Origin of the sequence: Veillonella intestinalis, assembly GCF_943192895.1 — a bacterium.
Taxonomy (GTDB): domain Bacteria; phylum Bacillota; class Negativicutes; order Veillonellales; family Veillonellaceae; genus Veillonella_A; species Veillonella_A intestinalis.
On the sequence record NZ_CALPCB010000002.1, the window covers coordinates 38374 to 57205 of the forward strand.

12 protein-coding genes are annotated in these 18832 nt (G+C 38.7%); all 12 read left to right on the forward strand.

The features are described from left to right. Window position 1: 1 nt before the first annotated feature. The 12 genes from NFR27_RS01580 (at window position 2) to NFR27_RS01635 (ending at window position 18792) form a co-directional block, all read left to right on the forward strand. Window positions 2–2140: a heavy metal translocating P-type ATPase gene (locus tag NFR27_RS01580; protein ID WP_251440761.1), complete on the forward strand. Its 2139-nt coding sequence runs from the start codon at window positions 2–4 to the stop codon at window positions 2138–2140. A 109-nt stretch (window positions 2141–2249) separates the two neighbouring features. Continuing rightward, a complete protein-coding gene (locus NFR27_RS01585) occupies window positions 2250–2657 on the forward strand; it encodes a hypothetical protein (RefSeq protein ID WP_251440757.1) in 408 nt (135 codons plus the stop codon). Beyond that, on the forward strand, window positions 2654–3511 hold the full coding sequence (locus NFR27_RS01590; protein ID WP_251440756.1) for a hypothetical protein: 858 nt from the start codon (window positions 2654–2656) through the stop codon (window positions 3509–3511). Before NFR27_RS01585 ends, NFR27_RS01590 begins: the two co-directional genes overlap by 4 nt. Before the next feature lie 176 nt (window positions 3512–3687). Further along, on the forward strand, window positions 3688–4383 hold the full coding sequence (locus NFR27_RS01595) for an ECF transporter S component (protein WP_251440755.1): 696 nt from the start codon (window positions 3688–3690) through the stop codon (window positions 4381–4383). Window positions 4384–4497: 114 nt separating this feature from the next. Then, window positions 4498–5547, forward strand: a complete 1050-nt coding sequence (locus NFR27_RS01600; RefSeq protein ID WP_251440753.1) for a metal ABC transporter solute-binding protein, Zn/Mn family — start codon at window positions 4498–4500, stop codon at window positions 5545–5547. 217 nt (window positions 5548–5764) lie between these two features. Further along, window positions 5765–5908 (forward strand): six-cysteine ranthipeptide SCIFF, encoded by a 144-nt coding sequence (gene scfA, locus NFR27_RS01605; RefSeq protein WP_004693318.1) that lies wholly within the window; start codon window positions 5765–5767, stop codon window positions 5906–5908. Between the two features lie 259 nt (window positions 5909–6167). Next, window positions 6168–7607 carry a thioether cross-link-forming SCIFF peptide maturase gene (scfB, locus tag NFR27_RS01610; protein WP_251440751.1) on the forward strand — a complete coding sequence of 480 codons (1440 nt, stop codon included), beginning with the start codon at window positions 6168–6170 and terminating at the stop codon, window positions 7605–7607. A gap of 139 nt (window positions 7608–7746) precedes the next feature. Then, window positions 7747–10086 (forward strand): carbamoyltransferase HypF, encoded by a 2340-nt coding sequence (hypF, locus tag NFR27_RS01615; protein ID WP_251440749.1) that lies wholly within the window; start codon window positions 7747–7749, stop codon window positions 10084–10086. Between the two features lie 63 nt (window positions 10087–10149). Continuing rightward, entirely contained in the window at window positions 10150–10401 is a 252-nt protein-coding gene (locus NFR27_RS01620) for a HypC/HybG/HupF family hydrogenase formation chaperone (RefSeq protein ID WP_251440747.1), read from the forward strand. Next, window positions 10361–11479, forward strand: coding sequence for a hydrogenase formation protein HypD (gene hypD, locus NFR27_RS01625; protein ID WP_251440745.1), 1119 nt, complete (start codon window positions 10361–10363; stop codon window positions 11477–11479). The genes NFR27_RS01620 and hypD overlap by 41 nt, the downstream gene beginning before the upstream one ends. 10 nt (window positions 11480–11489) lie before the next feature. Beyond that, window positions 11490–12500 carry a hydrogenase expression/formation protein HypE gene (gene hypE / locus NFR27_RS01630; protein ID WP_251440743.1) on the forward strand — a complete coding sequence of 337 codons (1011 nt, stop codon included), beginning with the start codon at window positions 11490–11492 and terminating at the stop codon, window positions 12498–12500. 574 nt (window positions 12501–13074) lie between these two features. After that, on the forward strand, window positions 13075–18792 hold the full coding sequence (locus NFR27_RS01635) for a YadA-like family protein (protein WP_251440741.1): 5718 nt from the start codon (window positions 13075–13077) through the stop codon (window positions 18790–18792). The last annotated feature ends 40 nt before the right edge of the window (window positions 18793–18832 follow it).

Sequence of the window (18832 nt, forward strand, 5' to 3'; positions counted from 1 at the left end):
TATGTTGAAGTTTTCGGTTATTCAACGATTATCGAAACGTCTTCATGTTAGATGCACCGGACGCCTATTTAATGATGCGGAAGCAGCGTATGTAGAAAATACATTAATGAAGCAGCCTGCGATTAAAAAGGCGCAGTTCTTTACTCGTTCACGAGACTTAATCATTCAGCATACAGGGGATGAAATAGCTGTACGTGATGCTTTGGTGGCTCTTAATGAATTAGATTTTAGTAATGCGCCAGCGTTAACTGAATATTCGCCACGTTTGGTCAATAAAAAATATAAAGAGTCAATGATTAATCAAACTCTTGTATATTTAGGTAAAAAATTACTTTTACCAGCACCAATCAATATGGTTTGGTCTTGGTTTAATGCTTTAAAATTTGCTAAAACAGCTGTAACTATGCTATGGCATCGTAAGTTATCTGTAGAGGTATTAGATGGTGTAGCCATAGCAGTTTCCTTATTACGTGGGGATGTTTCTACAGCAGGTGCTATTATGTACTTGCTCGGTATTGGTGAAACGTTAGAAGAATGGACATTGCGTAAATCAGTACTTAATTTAGCAGAGAGCATGTCTTTAAACGTTGATAAGGTATGGGTTAAGGTGGATGGCGTTGAAGTAAGTCGCCCTGTAGCTGAAGTAGCCGAAGGTGATCAAGTTGTGCTACGTCAAGGTGAAGTCGTACCATTAGATGGTGTCGTACTGGAAGGCGTTGTCCTTGTGAATGAAAGCTCTATGACAGGTGAACCTGAGCCGGTTCGTCGTGATGAAGGGTGTTCTGTTTATGCTGGCACCGTTGTAGAAGAAGGGTCTTGTGTAATTGAAGTGCGAGGCAATTCTAAATCTTCACGGTATGAGCAAATTGTTGCACTCATCGAAGAGTCTGAACAGATGAAATCTGGTATGGAACAAAAGGCGTTTCATATGGCGGATAAACTAGTACCAATTAGCTTTGCTGGTACCGTTTTAACCTATTTATTAACACGCAATACTATGAAGGCCTTATCTTTCTTGATGGTTGATTTTTCGTGTGCCTTAAAGTTGAGTATTCCATTAGCCGTATTATCTGCTATGGAAGAAGCATCAAAACGGGGCATTACTGTTAAAGGTGGCAAATATTTAGAACAAATTGCAGCGGCTGATGTTATTGTTTTTGATAAAACGGGAACGTTGACAAAAGCGGAGCCAGTGTTTGAAGATATTATTACGTTTGATGGTAATGATCCTGATGATATGCTAATGTTGGCAGCTTGCTTAGAGGAGCATTTCCCTCATTCCATGGCGAAAGCAGTTGTGAATGCAGCGGAACAACATAATTTGCCACATAAAGAAAAACACTCTTCCAAAGTAGAGTACATAGTAGCTCATGGCATTGCATCTAAAGTGGGTAATCGTAAATGTCGTATTGGGAGTGCTCATTTTATATTTGATGATGAAAAAACAGTTATTCCAGATGGTGAGCAGGATAAATTTGATAATTTGCCTAGTGGTTTCTCTCATTTATATCTTGCCATTAGTGGACGTTTAGCTGCAGTGTTATTAATTAAAGATCCAATTCGTGAAGAGGCTAAACAAGTTATTCAAGACTTACATGATTTAGGTATTAAAAAAGTAGTTATGATGACTGGGGATAGCCGACGCAATGCGGAGCGAGTAGCTCGTGAAATTGGCATTGATGAAGTGCATGCAGAAGTATTGCCAGGCGATAAAGCAGCTTATGTAAAACAAGCGAAAGAGGAAGGCTATACAGTTATGATGATTGGTGATGGCATTAATGATTCACCAGCTTTATCGGAAGCGCATGTAGGTATTGCTATGAATGAAGGGGCACCTATTGCGCAAAAAATTGCTAATGTGACTGTATCTTCTGATAATTTAAGTAGCATTGTTGACTTGCGTCGGATTGCGATGCGCTTGATGGATCGTATTCAATTCAATTATAATTCTATCGTTGGTGTAAATGGTGCTTTAGTTGGTTTAGGTTTATTCCAAGTATTAACACCAAGCAGCACTGCATGGATGCATAATATGTTCACCTTGGGGATTGGCTTGCGCAGTATGACCCCATTATTACCGGCAAATAAAACAGCCAGTGATGATAGTGTCATCGAAGCAGAGGCTCAAGTTGTAGCGTAAGGGTTATAAATTGGCGGGTTTTCTTAGGAAAGCCCGCTATTTTTGTTGAGTTTTCAGGGCGCCTATAGTAGAATAAAACTATTGGATTATAGAATTGGGAGGTTTTGGCATGAAAGTCCTCGTCGATATCTTGGGGCGTACTTTTTATATGAGTGTTTTTATAATATTAGTTCCTTTGGGAGCCTATACGATTCATAATGGGTCTAGCGCCATGGTAGCCTTGGTTAGTTATTTAGTTTTATCCTTGGCGATTCCTTTGGCCTATTTATCGTCTAAGCGAAGTGGTTTTGGTCCTGATGAAAAGCGCATAGGTCGTCTTTGTTATATTGTTGGTTGGATATTGGTACAATTAGGTACGTATCAAAGTTTCTTTGTAGGTGATTTTTCGTTCTTATGGGCACTGCCTAGCGTAGGTCGTGATGTTGCCTTCGTCATCGTTATGTATGTACAAGTTGCTTTATCATTTACCGTAGGATATATGATAAATAGCTTGGTAGGTAGGAGTTCAGCAAAATGATTAAAAATTTATTACGTATGTTTGTACTGTGTGCTGTTATTATAGTACCAATTTCTATGGTCGTCTTGGCTACGCAAGGTGCAACCTTAGGTATGGTAGCTTTTTTAGTATTAGCTTTGATTGTGCCTTCTGTATTGCGTCGACATAATCGGTTGGAGGGGTTAGTTACCTATCCTTGGCGAAGTGGTTTATATGTATATAGCTGGCTATGGTGTTTAACATTTTTCTTTTTAGGTGATAGTGTCATTCCTTTTACGGTATCTGCAGATAATACAAGTTTAGTTATTTTAACTTGGGTAGGTCTATTTTTAGTTGCTTTATTTGCGATGATGTTAGTAAATGTTATTTTGACTATGTTTTTCAGTCGTCCTCGATTTAATCGTTGGCTTGATGACTCTTTAGACATGGCTGTGTATTCGCTACCTATTCCTATGTTGTTGTTAGGGGATGTATTATTTTTAAATATCCCTGACCCAGCCTTAGCGGCTCAGATTAGTGCGCAAGTATTTGGCTTTTTACAACTTTGGCTATATGGTTTTGTAATTTGGACTATGGCAGTGATTGCTATTTACTTACATCCAAAATTTGGTGAAAAACAGGGCCTTCGTTTAGGTCGTATTATGTTAACTGCTTTAGCTTGGCTAGCGATTAATGGACATTTGATGTATGGCTGGAAACCTGATTTTGCTATGGAACTTTTGTATTTCTTAATGCCTGTTTTCCAAGGGAATATATTAGTTTATATTACACCAGGTTTGCTTGAGTTTCTTGTACTGGCCTTATCTGTAGGAATTGGCTTACGTTTAGAAGATAGTATTACTAATTGGCAAGCTAAACGAGCGGCTAATAAGTAGTATTTTTCCTTTAGCCTTGACAGGAACTAGCTTATTTAATAATATAGTAGATGATTTACTAGATTGTGACTGTCTGTATTGCCTAATTAAGCGCAAACAGAACGATAGCAATTATAGGAATCATCTATTTTTTTATTCGACTTATATCCGCAGTGGAATAAGAACGGAGGAAGCATATGACAATCACAGATAAGGAAAAAGGGACAGACGTAACCGTATCATCAAAAGTAAATACTACGTCTAGTGAAACGACTAAAGAAATAGTAGCAGAGGCAAAGGGGCTTAAAAAAACGCAACCTAAGCAGCGGTTTAGTTTACGACAATTAACAATTATTGGGCTTTTATCTGCTTTAACTGTAGTATTAGGGGTAACGGGTCTTGGTTTTATTCCTATTCCACCAATTAATGCTACTATATTACATATACCAACCTTGATAGGCGCTCTCTTAGAAGGACCTAAAATTGGTATGGTTATAGGCTTCATTTTTGGTTGCTATAGCTTAGTTCAAAATATGATACAGCCAAATATAATGTCTTTTGTATTTTTAAACCCGATTGTGTCTGTATTACCACGTATGTTGATCGGACCTATTAGCTATTTAGTATATCGCTATTTAACATTTAAACGTGCTATTTGGCGAGTTATTATAGCTCTTTTTGTAGGTACTATGGTTCATACTATTTTAGTAATGTCCTTAATTTATATTATTTATGCTGAACCGTATGCAGCGGCTAAAGGGATTCCGATTGACCATGTTGCTAACATCGTAATTGGTGTAGCCGTGTTCCATGGTCCATTAGAAGCATTGGCGGCTGTAGTAGTAGGAACTCCCGTAGTAATGGCGTTACGGGCTAAACTTAAGAAAGCTTAATACATTTGAGACTAAGACTAGCCCTGACACTTTGTCGGGGCTTTTTAATATGACATATTGATACATGAGCAATTGTTGTTGTATTTTTGATAATGTGATAGAAAGGATGATTTTATGAAGAAATGGCGAATCTTGGGACTAAGAAGTTTATTAGCTATAGGCGTATTAACTAGTGCATTGTTGCTAGGCGGTTGTGGTTCTAATACTACAGAAACTAATAAAGAAGGATTGGCGGTAGTAACAACCGTGTATCCAGCGTATGATGTGGCTAAACAAGTTGGCGGCGACAAAGTTAATGTCACTATGTTGGTACCACCGGGGACAGAACCTCATGACTGGGAGCCAACTGTAAAAGACTTGAAGGCGGTCGGTAAAGCAAAGGTATTTATTTATAATGGAGCAGGCTTAGAGCCTACAGAAAAATTATTGGCTCCCGATATTATTAAAGATGCTAAGACTGTAGAATTGGCAGGGGCTGTAGAGGTACTTCCAATTACAACAACAGAATTAGACAGCACCGAGGAAGCACATGCGCATACACATAGTGACGAAGCCTCTCATAGCCACCAATCAGATAGTGTTCATCAAAATAGTGCAATGACTCATGAAGAAGGAGAACATGACCATCATCATGACGGGGTGGATCCACATATTTGGTTAAATCCTATGAATGTGGCTAAGGAAGTAGATTTAGTTGTACAAGCTTTTAGTGAAGCCGATCCAGCGAATAAAGCGTATTATGAAGCGAATGGTAAGGCCTATAAAGAAAAATTACTGGCATTAGATACGGCATATAAAGCGTTTGCCCAACAAGTGCCGAATAAGGAATTAGTAGTAACTCATGAAGCCTTTGGTTATTTAGCCAAGCAATATGGTTTTACTCAGCTCGGAATCATGGGCGTATCGCCAGATGCAGAACCAACCCCGGATCGTATGGCGGCTATTATTAGTTTTGTAAAAGTGCACAATGTGAAGGCTATATTTAGTGAGGCCTTAGTTAATCCAAAATTAGCCAATGCGATTGCGGCTGAGACAGGAGCTCAAGTATATATGCTAAATCCCGTGGAAGGCTTGACAGAAGAACAAATTCAAGGTGGTGAGAATTACATTTCTATTATGACTCAAAATTTAACCACCCTTCGTGACGCTTTGGGCATAAAATAAAGCGATATAAGAAGTCATAGATTATTATATTTTGAAATTACGGACGTAAGGCAATAGATAATTAGCACCGTTTAAAACCCTATAAAATAAGGGGATATCCATTTCTCAATGTCATGCTGGGTATTGATATTTATCATTAGAAACCTATTGCTCATCGGTAATTGACTATGATAAAATATGTGTAACAGGTAATAGTAATTTTAGGAGGTTGAAGCAAATGGCTAAACGTATTCGTACAATCAACACAGAATCTTTACAGAAAACCGCTAAAACTGGTGGCTGTGGCGAATGCCAAACTTCTTGCCAATCCGCTTGCAAAACAAGCTGTACTGTAGGCAACCAAGTTTGCAAACAAAAATAAGTTGTGAAGCACAATAGTGATGAGAAATGACCTAATTATTACCATGTAATGATTAGGTCTTATTCTCATATTGGGTTAAGAACTAATAGATGATGGAGTATAAATGCAAGGTTTTACCATATGGGAGAGAATTGGGGAAATATATTGTTGTTCCTATGTAATTCTTTCATATATGGTAGAACCTTTTTTTAAGACTAAAAATAAGAGGGATGTAGTATAATATAAATGTAGTAATAACTATTAAATATATGGAGGTACCATGTTAGAATTAAAACCAATGATTCACAAGTTCAAGATGAAGGATAAGTATTTCTGTCTTGATGTAAATAGTGGCATTATTCATGTAATCGACGAATTAACAGACCGCGTGCTAGATATTTATGATGGCACGAATCGAGCTGCGGTTCATGAAGCTCTTGATAGTGTAGAATCACCAGCAGAGCTTGACGAGTTGTTAGATGAAATCGATGGTTTAATCAAAGACGAAATGCTATATGCACCGATGTCGGAAGATTTCAAACTTGTAGCTGCTGAAAAGCCTATTGTAAAAGCCCTTTGTTTAAACATTGCTCATGATTGCAATTTAGCTTGTAAATATTGCTTTGCTAGCCAAGGGGACTATGGCGGTGTGAAACGTGAACTCATGAGTTTTGATGTAGCTAAACGAGCAGTTGACTTCTTAATTTCTATGAGTGGTCCTCGTCAACATTTAGAGATTGACTTCTTTGGTGGAGAACCTTTGATGAATTGGGACGTGGTTAAGCAAACCATTGAATATGCCGAAAAAGTGGGCGCTGAACACAATAAGATTTTCAAAATGACTATGACCACCAATGGTGTTCTGTTAACCCAAGAAAAGATCGATTACTTAAATGAACATAAATTAAGTATGGTGCTATCTATTGATGGTCGTGAAGAAGTTCATAATCATATGCGTCCAAGTGCTGGTGGTACAGATACTTATAAGACAGTGGCTAAAAATCTTATCAATGCGGTAAAACAACGGGATGGTTTAGAATATTATGCTCGTGGTACATATACGCATAATAATTTGGACTTTACTAAAGACGTCATTGCTATGTCTGACTTAGGCTTTGAACATTTATCTATGGAGCCAGTAGTAGGCCAAGAAGGCGAGTATGTACTTCGTGATGAAGATTTACCAGCGTTGATGGAAGAGTATGAAAAGCTTGCTGACTTATACTTGGAGCGTCAAAAAGAAGGTTGGGGAGAGAAGTTTAATTTCTTCCACTTCCGTATGGATTTATATCGTGGTCCTTGCATGGCTAAGCGTTTGCGCGGTTGTGGTGCTGGTCATGAATATATGGCTATTGTACCAAATGGGGATATTTATCCATGTCACCAATTTGTAGGCCGTGATGGGTATGTGTTAGGCAATGTTTTTGAAGGCCTTAAAAACTTTGATATTCCACGAGAATTCCGTAATACCCATGTATTCACTAAGCCGACTTGTGCCAAATGTTGGGCTAAGTTCTTCTGTTCTGGTGGCTGTCATGCCAATAATGAAACCTTTACGGGAACTATTCATGAGCCGTATGCATTAGGCTGTGAACTACAGAAAAAACGCATTGAATGCGCTATTATGATTCAAGCAGAATTGGATGAATTGCGTGAACAAGGCATTGTGCCAAAAGATGATCCAGCTTTCCAAGAACGAAAACAGCATAATTGGATGTAAAGAAAATCTTTGAATATAAGAATTTACAAGATTATATTCAGTAAGGATTATATTCAGTAAGTAGTTGGTCATTTGACACATATGATCACTATATAAAGTATACACAGATGTTATACATAAGTAGTAAAGGAACTAATTTATGAAGCGACAAGGTATACGATTTACAGGCATAGTACAGGGGGTTGGGTTTCGCCCCCTTATTGCCGTTATAGCACGAGAGTTACACTTAGTAGGTTTTGTATACAATGATGATGCAGGTGTGTATACAGAAGTACAAGGTAAGGAAGAAGCAGTAGACTTTTTTGTTGAGCAAGTACAAACGCGCAAAGGCCCTTTGGCTCGGATAGATAGTATAACTGTTACAGACTTATCATTAGGTGATGAAAACTTATTTGTTATTGCACCATCACCAGCGGGTAGACAGCCGGCTACCTTTATAGGCGCTGATACGGCTCCTTGTGAAGCTTGTAGACAAGAGTTACACGATCCTATGAATCGGCGTTATCGCTATAGTTTTATCAATTGCACTCATTGTGGGCCTCGTTATACTATTGTGGAAACAGTACCCTATGATCGTCAGTTTACGTCGATGAAAGGGTTCCCTCTTTGCAAAGCCTGTCAAACTGAGTATGAAACGGAAACAGATCGTCGATATCATGCAGAACCTAATGCTTGTCCCGTGTGTGGACCTCAATATAAGTTATATGAGGTAGTGAATGGTGAATGGCAATCTGTGAATAGCCGTCATAGTAATAGTGCGATTGACTCTGCTGTAGTTGATTGGTCTGATGTACAGTTAGATCCTTTAACTTTGGGGCGCGATTATGTAATGTCAGGTCATATTATTGCGTTTAAAGGTGTGGGTGGTTATCATCTTGTATGTGATGCAACAAATAGAGAGGCTGTACAACGTTTAAGAGAACGTAAAAGGAGACCCCATAAACCGTTGGCAGTTATGGTGGACTCTATAGCAACAGCACGGCAAATAGCACATCTCACGCCAGAAGAAGAAGCTTTATTACAATCGTCAGCACGGCCTATTGTGCTCTTACCACAGCGTCCAGAGGCTAATGTCGCTTGGTCTGTAGTGGCGCCCAATAATCACTATATTGGGATTATGCTGCCTTATGCGCCTGTTCATGAAGTATGGTTGCCACCTGGTGCAGTTTGGGCCATGACCAGTGGTAATCGCAGTGGTGAGCCAGTTATTTTTGAAGATGACGAGGCTAAGGAACAACTTATGAATGTGGTGGACTATTTCTTGGTTCACAATCGCCGAATTGTAGCGTCTGTAGATGATTCTGTGGTGGAAGTAGTGAAGGGGGAAACGTTACCAATACGACGCAGTCGTGGGTATGTTCCATTGTCGTTTAATGTGCGTTTGCCAGATCAAGGGGCCAATACTATACTGGCTATGGGTGGTGATTTGAAAAATGCCTTCGCTATGAACCGTGGTGAAGCGGTGCTTATGGGGCCACATATTGGCGATTTAGCCAATGAAGCCATGAATAATAGTTTAGTTCATACTATTGAACGCTATAAGGACTTATTTGGATTAACGCCTAAAGCAGTGGTGGCTGATTATCATCCCCAGTATTTTTCTAGTCAATATGGTAAATCTTATAGTGAAACACAAAGTATTCCGTTTATTCAGGTTCAGCATCATCATGCTCATGTTGCTGCTGTTATGGCTGAATATGGATTGCAAGAAGAGCCAGTGCTGGGGATTTGCTTTGATGGTACGGGCTATGGGCTAGATGGTACTGTTTGGGGTGGCGAATTTTTATTATGCCAAGGCGCTACTATGCAGCGCTTAGCTCATGTACATGGAGCCCCTTTACCTGGCGGTGAAGCGGCTGTAAAAGAGCCTTGGCGGCAAGCTTTATGGTATATTCGGGACACTTATGGCGATTCCATACCAACTTGGCTGGAGCCTTGGTTAGCTAAACTACCTGAAAATTGGCAATTATTGGATCAAATGATGACACATGGTATGCCTATGGTACAAGCCAGTAGCGCTGGTCGCTTATTTGATGCAGTAGGTTCTTTGCTTGGCCTAGGTAATGTACACACCTTTGATGGGCAGATTGCCCTTGGTTTAGAACAACTGGCCCATGGTGAACGTGGTAAGATTAAGGAATTTACTTTTGATGGTGAAATTCTTGATTTTAAACCCTTAGTACAAGATATTATAGGTCATCTGGGGGATGGTATTTCAAAACGAGTGCTGGCTGCATCGTTTCACAGAACCTTGGCTTATGGGATTACAGAAACTATGGAATATCTTTGTTCCTTATATAAAATTAAACAAGTTGTCTTATGTGGCGGGGTATTTCAAAACCGTCGCCTCATAGAAGAAATGATGAATATTAATCATGATCAAGTCATGTTATTGCCACGGCGAGTGCCACCTAATGACGGCGGCTTAGCATTGGGGCAGTTATGGCTCGGTCATCAACGGTTAGCGAATGACTATTAATTTGATAAAACGTAGATTCAATGAGCGTAGTTTGTTCCTAACAGATAGATTGGAGGAAAGCGTATGTGCTTAGCTGTACCAGCTCAACTCATTAAAGTAAATGAATTTATTGGCACTATTGAATTAACCGGGGTTACTCGAGATGTTAATCTAATGTTAGTGCCAGAAGCCAAAGTAGGAGACTATGTGTTAGTGCATGCTGGTTGTGCCGTGCAAGTAGTAGATGAAGAAGAAGCAAGAGCTACGATGGAAGCATTTAGGGAGTTGGAAGAACTTGAAGAAAATTACTTTGCAGGAAAAAACGCAGGTCGCTAAGGAACTGCTTAAAGAAATAGAAGCTTTACATACACCTGGTGAAACAGTCCGCTTTATGGAAGTATGTGGCACGCATACGGTGGCTATTTTCCGTGAAGGAATTCGTCAATTATTGCCTAAAGGTATTGAATTGGTTAGCGGTCCAGGCTGTCCAGTCTGCGTTACAGATCAAGTGTATATGGATAAAGCTTTAGCTTATGCGGTTATGGACGATGTGATTGTCGCTACTTTTGGAGACATGCTTAAAGTTCCTGGCTCGCATAGTAATTTATGGGAAGCAAAAAGTCAGGGTGCTCAGATACACATTATTTATAGCCCTCTTGAAATTATCGAGTTAGGTAAAGCTAATCCAGATAAGAAAATTGTATTTTTAGCGATTGGTTTTGAAACGACTATTGCTGTAATTGCTGCAGCAGTTAAAGCAGTGGCCTTATCAGGTCTTACGAATGTATTTTTCTTAGTATCTCATAAATTAGTACCACCCGCTTTGAGAGCCTTAGCGAATCAAAAAGAAGGGCATCTTGATGGGTTTATTCTACCAGGTCATGTGAGCGTTATTATTGGGGAAGAACCGTATAGTTTTATTCCCACTGAATGTCATATGCCATCTTGTATAGCTGGTTTTGATGGCCTTGAAATTTTAGCGGCTGTTCGTGATTTATTGGCACAACGTAAAAGTGGTCAATATTATGTAGGAAATCAATACAAATCAGTGGTTGCTAAGAAAGGAAACCCCGTGGCAGTAGCTCTTATGAATGAACTGTATGAAGTGATTGACGATACCTGGCGTGGTATTGGTACGATTCCTCAATCAGGCCTTAGGTTAAAAGGCGATTATGCTGCTCTTGATGCGGAGCGTGCTATACCACTTGGTCCTATTGAAAGTGGTGGTGTACCTAAAGGCTGTCAGTGTGGTCGCGTATTACAAGGCTTAATTCGCCCTGATGAATGTGGTCTATTTGGTAAATTATGTACTGCTGATCATCCTGTAGGTGCTTGTATGGTTTCTGTAGAAGGTAGTTGTGCAGCGTGGTATAAATATGGTCGTGCTAGTGGTGGTATGACTTGGGAAGAATAGGAGGCTATTAATGGAAGAAACAATTCGCTTAGTTCATGGTAATGGTGGTCGTTTTAGCCATGAATTAATGGAGCGATATATCATGCCTCATTTTAAAAATGATACATTAGCCAAGCTTCATGATGGTGCTCAGTTTGTTGTGCCGGCTGGTCGTATGGCTTTTACAACAGACTCTTATGTAGTGACACCACAATTTTTCCCTGGTGGCAATATTGGTAAATTGGCTGTTTGTGGTACTGTTAACGATTTAGCTATGAATGGAGCTAAGCCTTTATATCTTAGTTGTGGTCTTATTTTAGAAGAAGGGTTACCTGTTAAGACTTTAGATACCATTTTAGCTACTATGGCACAAATGGCTAAGGAAGCTGGTGTAACTATAGTTACTGGTGATACGAAGGTTGTTGAAAAAGGCGCTGTCGATGGATTATACATTAATACGGCCGGAGTTGGTATGATTCCAGACCATATTCACATTGATCCTGAGCGCGTTAAACCGGGCATGAAAATTATTGTATCAGGATCCATAGGTGATCATGCGATTGCTGTTATGGGGAGCCGTTATGAATTAGCTTTGCCTGAAACGATTAAAACAGATTGTGCGCCCCTTAATCATATGGTTATGGCTGTACTTGAAGCTGTAGGTGATAATGTAGCTGTTATGCGTGATCCAACACGAGGTGGTTTAGCCACGACTCTGTATGAAATTGCTGACCAAGGGCAAGTGGGAATACGTATTGATGAAGAAAAAGTGCCTATTCATGAAGAAGTTGTATCTGTGTGCAGTATTTTAGGATATGATCCGTTGTATTTGGCTAATGAAGGAAAAGCTGTTTTTGTAGTAGAGGCTGAAGCTGTTGAAACCGTACTTGATATCCTTCATAAGACTGAATATGGTCAAGAAGCTGTTTGCATTGGTGAAACATTAAGTAGTAACGTAGGCAAAGTAGGCCTTAAAACAGCTCTTGGTGGAGTGCGCTTGCTTGATCAGTTAGGTGAGGATCAGGTGCCTAGAATTTGTTAGCTAATTACGAAAGCAGATATAGTTAAAAAGTTTAACTTTAGCTTGATAGATCTTTACGTATTAAAAAAGTAAATAATACATAGAAAATAGTCGTAAAAAGAGTTTACGACTATTTTTTATGAATATACATTACACGATTCGTGTAATGTTAGACAGGGTGTATATGAAGACCTAATGAGTTGATAAAACCAATTAATATGCGCTTATTAAGAGCTTTAATTATCAGGTTTTATGAGTTTAATTTATTTATGTACACTACAAAAATACATCTGGGGGTAAAAAGTCTATTGGTAATTGACTATATTGAATTATTTAGTCTATGATAGTGGAGGAAGAGTATATGAAAATTTAGTTAATGAGATAATATACTCGCGTAGATTAAAAAATTAAAAACTTTATGTTACGAGGAAGGGATAGCTTAGTTTGGAGGGGATAGTAAAAGAGTTGGAAGGTAAAAATTTGTTTTATCTTTTTGTTGTGTGTCATGTATGAAGTTTTAGGATTAGGTTCAGTTTTGATTGTAATATTTAAATGAAAGTGTATTTACTTTTTATATTTAAAGTGAGGTAAAGGTATGAAGTCTAGTAAAGATAAACATATTTTATCTAAATTAATTGCTGCTACATTGATGGGGACTGTTGGATTATCTATGTATACTGTAGATGCTGTTGATACTTTGCAATATGTAAGTATTAATTCTACAAAAGAGGCGAATAAGGATAATTCTCAGGCTGGTGTTGAAGGCCAAGGTAGAGATGTAGTAATTATTGGTCCCAATACAATCGGTAATAATAATTTAAATTATAATGCTGTTATTGTAGGATCTAATAATACCGCAAAAAATTTGAATTATAAAAAGGAAACTAATGAAGTAACAGAAACGTTTGTTAATGGTCTAGCTATAGTAGGTAATAATAATTATGTAAAAGATGCCGCTTTGTTGGGTGATAAGAATATTGTTACGGGTACAAATGCGGTTGTTGTTGGTGATTTTAATAAGAATTACGGAGAACACGCAGTAAATATTGGCTATATGACAACAACTAATGGTGTAGACTCTATTGCTATAGGTCGTTTTGCTAAGGGGCCTACTACTTCAGCGATTGCAGTTGGTGCTTATAGTGAAACGCAGCAAGTGGGCTCTGTAGCACTTGGTAATGGAGCGATTGCAAAATCCAATGGTGTCGCTATTGGTTACAAGAGTATTGCGGATAGAACTGGTGGCGAAGTAGGGTATTTTTCTACGTATGATACAACGGATAGAGCTGCATTGGCAGAAAAAATTGGTAAAAAAGCTGATTATGACCGGATTGTTGCTACTATTCAAAAGCATGCTGATTTAGCGCAAAAAGAGAAAGAATATAATAACTATATTAGTGAACGACAAAAGAATCAGGATTTGCTAAATTCTGAGATGCAAAATTTATATAAATATGATAAAGATAAAGATAAATATCAAGCTAGCTTAGAAAAAATCAAAGAATATGGTCGTTTAGTTAATGAGCAAAGTGAAGGTGAAATTTCACTTAGACAAATTATATCTAAAACTAATAATCCTGATTATAAAGAATTAGATGATGCACGGAATGAATATTATAATTTATTTGCCCCTTATGCATCTATTATGGGGGCTGTTTCGGTTGGTAATCGAGAAGAAGGTATTTATCGTCAAATTACAGGTGTAGCCGCAGGCTCTGAAGATACTGACGCAGTCAATGTAGCACAATTAAAAGCTGCGCGTGTTGAAATAATAGCAGGTGAGAATATTAGTAGCGTTGAGAGTGATATTTCAAAAGGCTATACAGAATATAAAGTAAATGCAGTAGATACAAAGATTACTAATGTAGCTTTTGACAAAGATACTAACACCTTGTCAATTACTACTAATAATGATGAACAACCTTTTGCTGTTACGGATATTGCTTCGAAGGATGATGTTACAACGGCTGTAGGTAATTCATCGTGGACACTTGGTGTTGCAAAAGTTACTTCTATTACAACTGTTGGTGATGGTGAAGCAACTGCTGTTGGTACTCCTACAGAGATTAAAAATGGTAATACAGTAACGTTACGTGCAGAACGTGGTATTAAATTAAATCAAGATGGCACTAACATTGATATTGGTTTAAAATATATCGATGTTGATCCTGCTGTAGATGCGCAACCGCTAGCTATTTCTGATGCAAAAGCTTCTGGCGGTGGCACATTGGCTGTAGGTCAAAATAGCATTGCTGATGGTCACCAAGGTACAGCTGTTGGTCTTACTTCACATGCAGGGGAATATTCCTTGGCAGTAGGTGCTCATGCTGATGCAAGTGCTTTTCGTTCGATTGCATTAGGTTATAATACTCAAGCTGGTCAATATGGGGTAGCTACTGGTAGTCATGCAAAAGCAGTTGGAAATCAATCCGTTGCTATAGGTACTTTCACTGTGACTAATGGTACTAATTCTATTGGTATTGGTCTTAGTACTAAAAAAGATGGGGCTACTTCTGATGCTCCAGATCAATACTTACCTAAAACAAATAGCGAGAAAGCGATTGCGATTGGTGCAGGTTCTTATGTTGGCGAAAAAGCTACGAATTCAACAGTTATTGGGGTAGGCAATAAAATTATGGGCGGAACAACTAATACGTCTAATAATGCAGTACTTCTTGGTACCTTATCATCAATCACAGAAGGTCGATTTAGCTTATTATTGGGGAATATGGCAAGCATTAATAAATCTCAGAACGCTGTAGGTGTTGGTAGTCAATCGAATGTAGGTAACTCCCTTGCTGGTACAGCTGTAGGTTATTTAGCTACTGTTACAAATGCAGCGCAAGGTACTGCTGTTGGTGGCGGAAGTAAGGTAACTGCCGCTCAGGCTACAGCACTAGGTGGTAGTAGTGAAGTCTCCACGGTACAAGGCGTGGCAGTTGGTTATTCCTCTTATACAACTGGTGCACAAGGGGTATCGATTGGTTCTGAAACTAATACGACTGCTTCACGTGGGGTTGCATTAGGATATATGTCTAATGCGAATACTGAAAAAGGGATTGTTGGATATAATCCATTAACAAATACTGTCTTTGAAGGGGATACTGATGCGGCTCTTGCAGGTACTTTAGGTAAGGCTGAAGAATATAATGCTAAATCAAAAGTATATAATGAAAAATTACAAGTTTATTTAGAAAAAAATGCTGCATATGAAAAGAGCAAGACAGCTGCAAATAGAGAGGCTAGGGAGGCTGCGGCCATAGAATTTAATGCTGCTGATGCAGATTTAAAATCTCTTATATCAACTTACAAGAGTGGTTATGGTGCAGTATCTGTTGGTAAGGAAGGTTATACTCGACAAATTACCAATGTTGCTGCTGGTACAGCTGATAGCGATGCAGTGAATGTTATGCAATTAAAACAGCTTCGCGCAACCGGTATTAATTACTCTGGCGATGATACGACAGTTATTCACCGTGATTTAGGTGATGAGTTAACTATTGCTGGTGGGGCGGATGTATCCACTGCAGAAGCAAAAGCTAAGTTAACTACTGGCAATATTGGTGTGGTGGCTAATGATACTACTGATGGTTTAGAGCTTAAATTAGCTAAGGATATTAACTTGACTGCTGATGGTAGTGTGGCCTTTGGTACGGCTGCTACAGCACCAAAAGTAGATGTGTCTGGTTTAACTATTTCTGATCAGTTAAAATTCACTAATGCGGGCATTTTGGCAGGTAATCAGATAGTAGATAATATGAAGAGTGCTATTTCTGATAAAGCTGGGGACACATTCTCTGATAAGCTAGATGCAGCTCTTGCTACTAATGCTAATTCAGCAGTTAATGTAGGTGACTTAAATAGTGTAACTGATGAGCTAGCAGATAAAATTGGTGATGCCAATACAGCAGCAGAAAGTAAACTTGGCAAATTTACTGTAGGTACAGATGCAGCAGCACAAGAGAAGGGCATTGCCGTGGATAAAGATAATACACGTTTTGACATTTTAGGTGCTAATGAAAACATTACTACAGCAATAGAAGAACGTCAGGTTAAAATAGGTTTAGCTAATACATTAAATTTAACAGATGCTGGATCCATATCCTTTGGTAATGGCGCGAATGCACCAAAAGTAGATGCCACTGGTTTAACTATTTCTGATAAGCTAAAATTCACTACTGCTGGCATTTCAGCAGGTGACCAAACAATAGACAATGTGAAGAGTGCGATTGCTGGTAAAGATGGCGCTAAATTTACGGATAAATTGAATGCGGCTAATGAATCTAATCCTAATTCAGCAGTTAATGTAAGTGATCTCAAACAAACTGCTGAGGTCTTAGCAGGTCAGATTGGTGATATCAATACAGCTGCTAATAGCAAGTTAGAAAGCTTCGTAGTGGGGGCTGATAAAAATGCCACTGCTGCAGGTATTACAGTAGACAAAGGTACTGAAGGTAAAACAAATCGCTTTGATATTGTAGGAGCCAATGAAAATATTACAACAAAAGTTAATGATAACACGATTGAAGTGGGCTTAGCTAAGGATCTTACATTAACTGATGGTAGTATAACTACTACTACAAAAGATGGCATTACGACTAAAGTTGATGGCACAGGCGTAACAATTACACCAAGTAATGGTGATGCAACTAAAACTGTATCCTTAACTAATGAAGGCCTTAACAATGGTGGTAACAAAATTACCAATGTAGCAGATGGTGACGTAAGTGCTAATTCTAAAGATGCTGTAAATGGTAGCCAATTGCATGCTGTTAAAGAAGAGTTAAAGGGCGATATCAATAAGCTAGAAAGCAAATTGGGCGCAGCTGGTGATTTAACTAAAGTTGACCAGAATGGTAATCCAATTGATGACAGTAAACTGGTTACTGGCAATGATGGCAAGAATTACAACCCATCTGATGTTGATGAAAATGGCAACCCTAAAGATGGTGCTAAGCCTGTTGAGTCTACCTTAGGTTCTGGTGCTGGTACTAGTGGTCTAGGTCTAGATAATAAGGATAATAGTAAACCTATTACTGAACAAGAAGCTAAAGACATTGTTGGTGGCACGCCAGGTGCAGATGGACAACCAGGTAAAGATGGTCTATTAGACAAAATTGGCCCATCTTTGAGTAATTTAGCTACAATTAAAGACCTTCAAGCCGTAGCACAAGCTGGTCTTGACTTCGGTGGTGACACTGGTGATACAGCACATCGTGCATTAAGCCAAAAATTAACTGTTAATGGTGGCATTTCCAATGAAGAACAATTAACTGATAACAATATTGGTGTTGTTTCTAATGGTAAAGATACATTAACTGTTAAATTGGCTAAAGATATCAATCTTGGCAAAGATGGCAGTGTAACAACTGGTAATACAAGTATTAATAATGATGGTCTTACTGTAAAAGGTGAAGACGGCAACCCTGGCACTACTGTTGGTTCCGATGGTATGGTTGTTAATGGTGATGATGGCAAACCAGCTACAATTGTTGGTAAAGATGGCATTTCCACAAATGGCAAAGATGGTATCTCTGTTAATGGTGAAGATGGTTCTTCTACAACAATCAAGCCTGATGGTGTAACATCTAAAGATCCTAATGGCAATTCTACAGTTCTTGGCCCTAATGGCGTAGAAGTGAAGGATAAAGATGGCAATACTGTTGTAACAATTAATGACAAAGGTATTTCTAATAATAATGGCGGTCCAACTAACTTAAATGATGGTTTAAGTGTACCTGGTGGTTTAGTTGTTCTTCCTGGTGAACAAGTAAATGGTCAATACGTTCCAGGCACTGGCACAATTAGTGCTGAAGGTAATCGTATTCAAAATGTAGCACATGGCATTGAACCAAATGATGCTGTAAATGTAGGTCAATTAAGTGGTGTAAAACGTGATCTTAACAACCGTATGAATACGATTGGTGCTCACGCTGCTGCTATGGCTGCTTTACATCCAATGGAATACTTGGAAGAAGAAAAATTATCCATTGCGGCTGGTGTTGGTACATTCCAAAGCAAACAAGCTGTGGCAGTCGGTGCGTTCTACCGTCCAAATGATGATACAATGTTCAGTGTTGGTGGTTCTTTCGGTGGTAATGAAAACATGTTTAATGTTGGTGTTTCTTTACGTGTAGGTCAAGATAGTGACTATGCAAAAGGGGCACAGAATTATAAACAAGCTCCACTTAGTACGTTGACTGTTCTTGACGATAAAGTGAATACTCTTGAAAAAGAAAATGCTGCATTAAAAGATCAGTTAGAAGAACAACGCGAACAGATTAAATTGTTAATGGAACGTTTAGGTATGTAAATTAATCCATTTAGTTAAAACTATTATTTCATTCTAAAAT

What these genes read in the sequence shown, in the direction of transcription:
- NFR27_RS01580 (WP_251440761.1), top strand. Translation starts at nt 2, where the DNA reads ATGTTGAAGTTTTCGGTTATTCAACGATTATCGAAACGTCTTCATGTT.
- NFR27_RS01585 (WP_251440757.1), top strand. Translation starts at nt 2,250, where the DNA reads ATGAAAGTCCTCGTCGATATCTTGGGGCGTACTTTTTATATGAGTGTT.
- NFR27_RS01590 (WP_251440756.1), top strand. Translation starts at nt 2,654, where the DNA reads ATGATTAAAAATTTATTACGTATGTTTGTACTGTGTGCTGTTATTATA.
- NFR27_RS01595 (WP_251440755.1), top strand. Translation starts at nt 3,688, where the DNA reads ATGACAATCACAGATAAGGAAAAAGGGACAGACGTAACCGTATCATCA.
- NFR27_RS01600 (WP_251440753.1), top strand. Translation starts at nt 4,498, where the DNA reads ATGAAGAAATGGCGAATCTTGGGACTAAGAAGTTTATTAGCTATAGGC.
- scfA (WP_004693318.1), top strand. Translation starts at nt 5,765, where the DNA reads ATGGCTAAACGTATTCGTACAATCAACACAGAATCTTTACAGAAAACC.
- scfB (WP_251440751.1), top strand. Translation starts at nt 6,168, where the DNA reads ATGTTAGAATTAAAACCAATGATTCACAAGTTCAAGATGAAGGATAAG.
- hypF (WP_251440749.1), top strand. Translation starts at nt 7,747, where the DNA reads ATGAAGCGACAAGGTATACGATTTACAGGCATAGTACAGGGGGTTGGG.
- NFR27_RS01620 (WP_251440747.1), top strand. Translation starts at nt 10,150, where the DNA reads ATGTGCTTAGCTGTACCAGCTCAACTCATTAAAGTAAATGAATTTATT.
- hypE (WP_251440743.1), top strand. Translation starts at nt 11,490, where the DNA reads ATGGAAGAAACAATTCGCTTAGTTCATGGTAATGGTGGTCGTTTTAGC.
- NFR27_RS01635 (WP_251440741.1), top strand. Translation starts at nt 13,075, where the DNA reads ATGAAGTCTAGTAAAGATAAACATATTTTATCTAAATTAATTGCTGCT.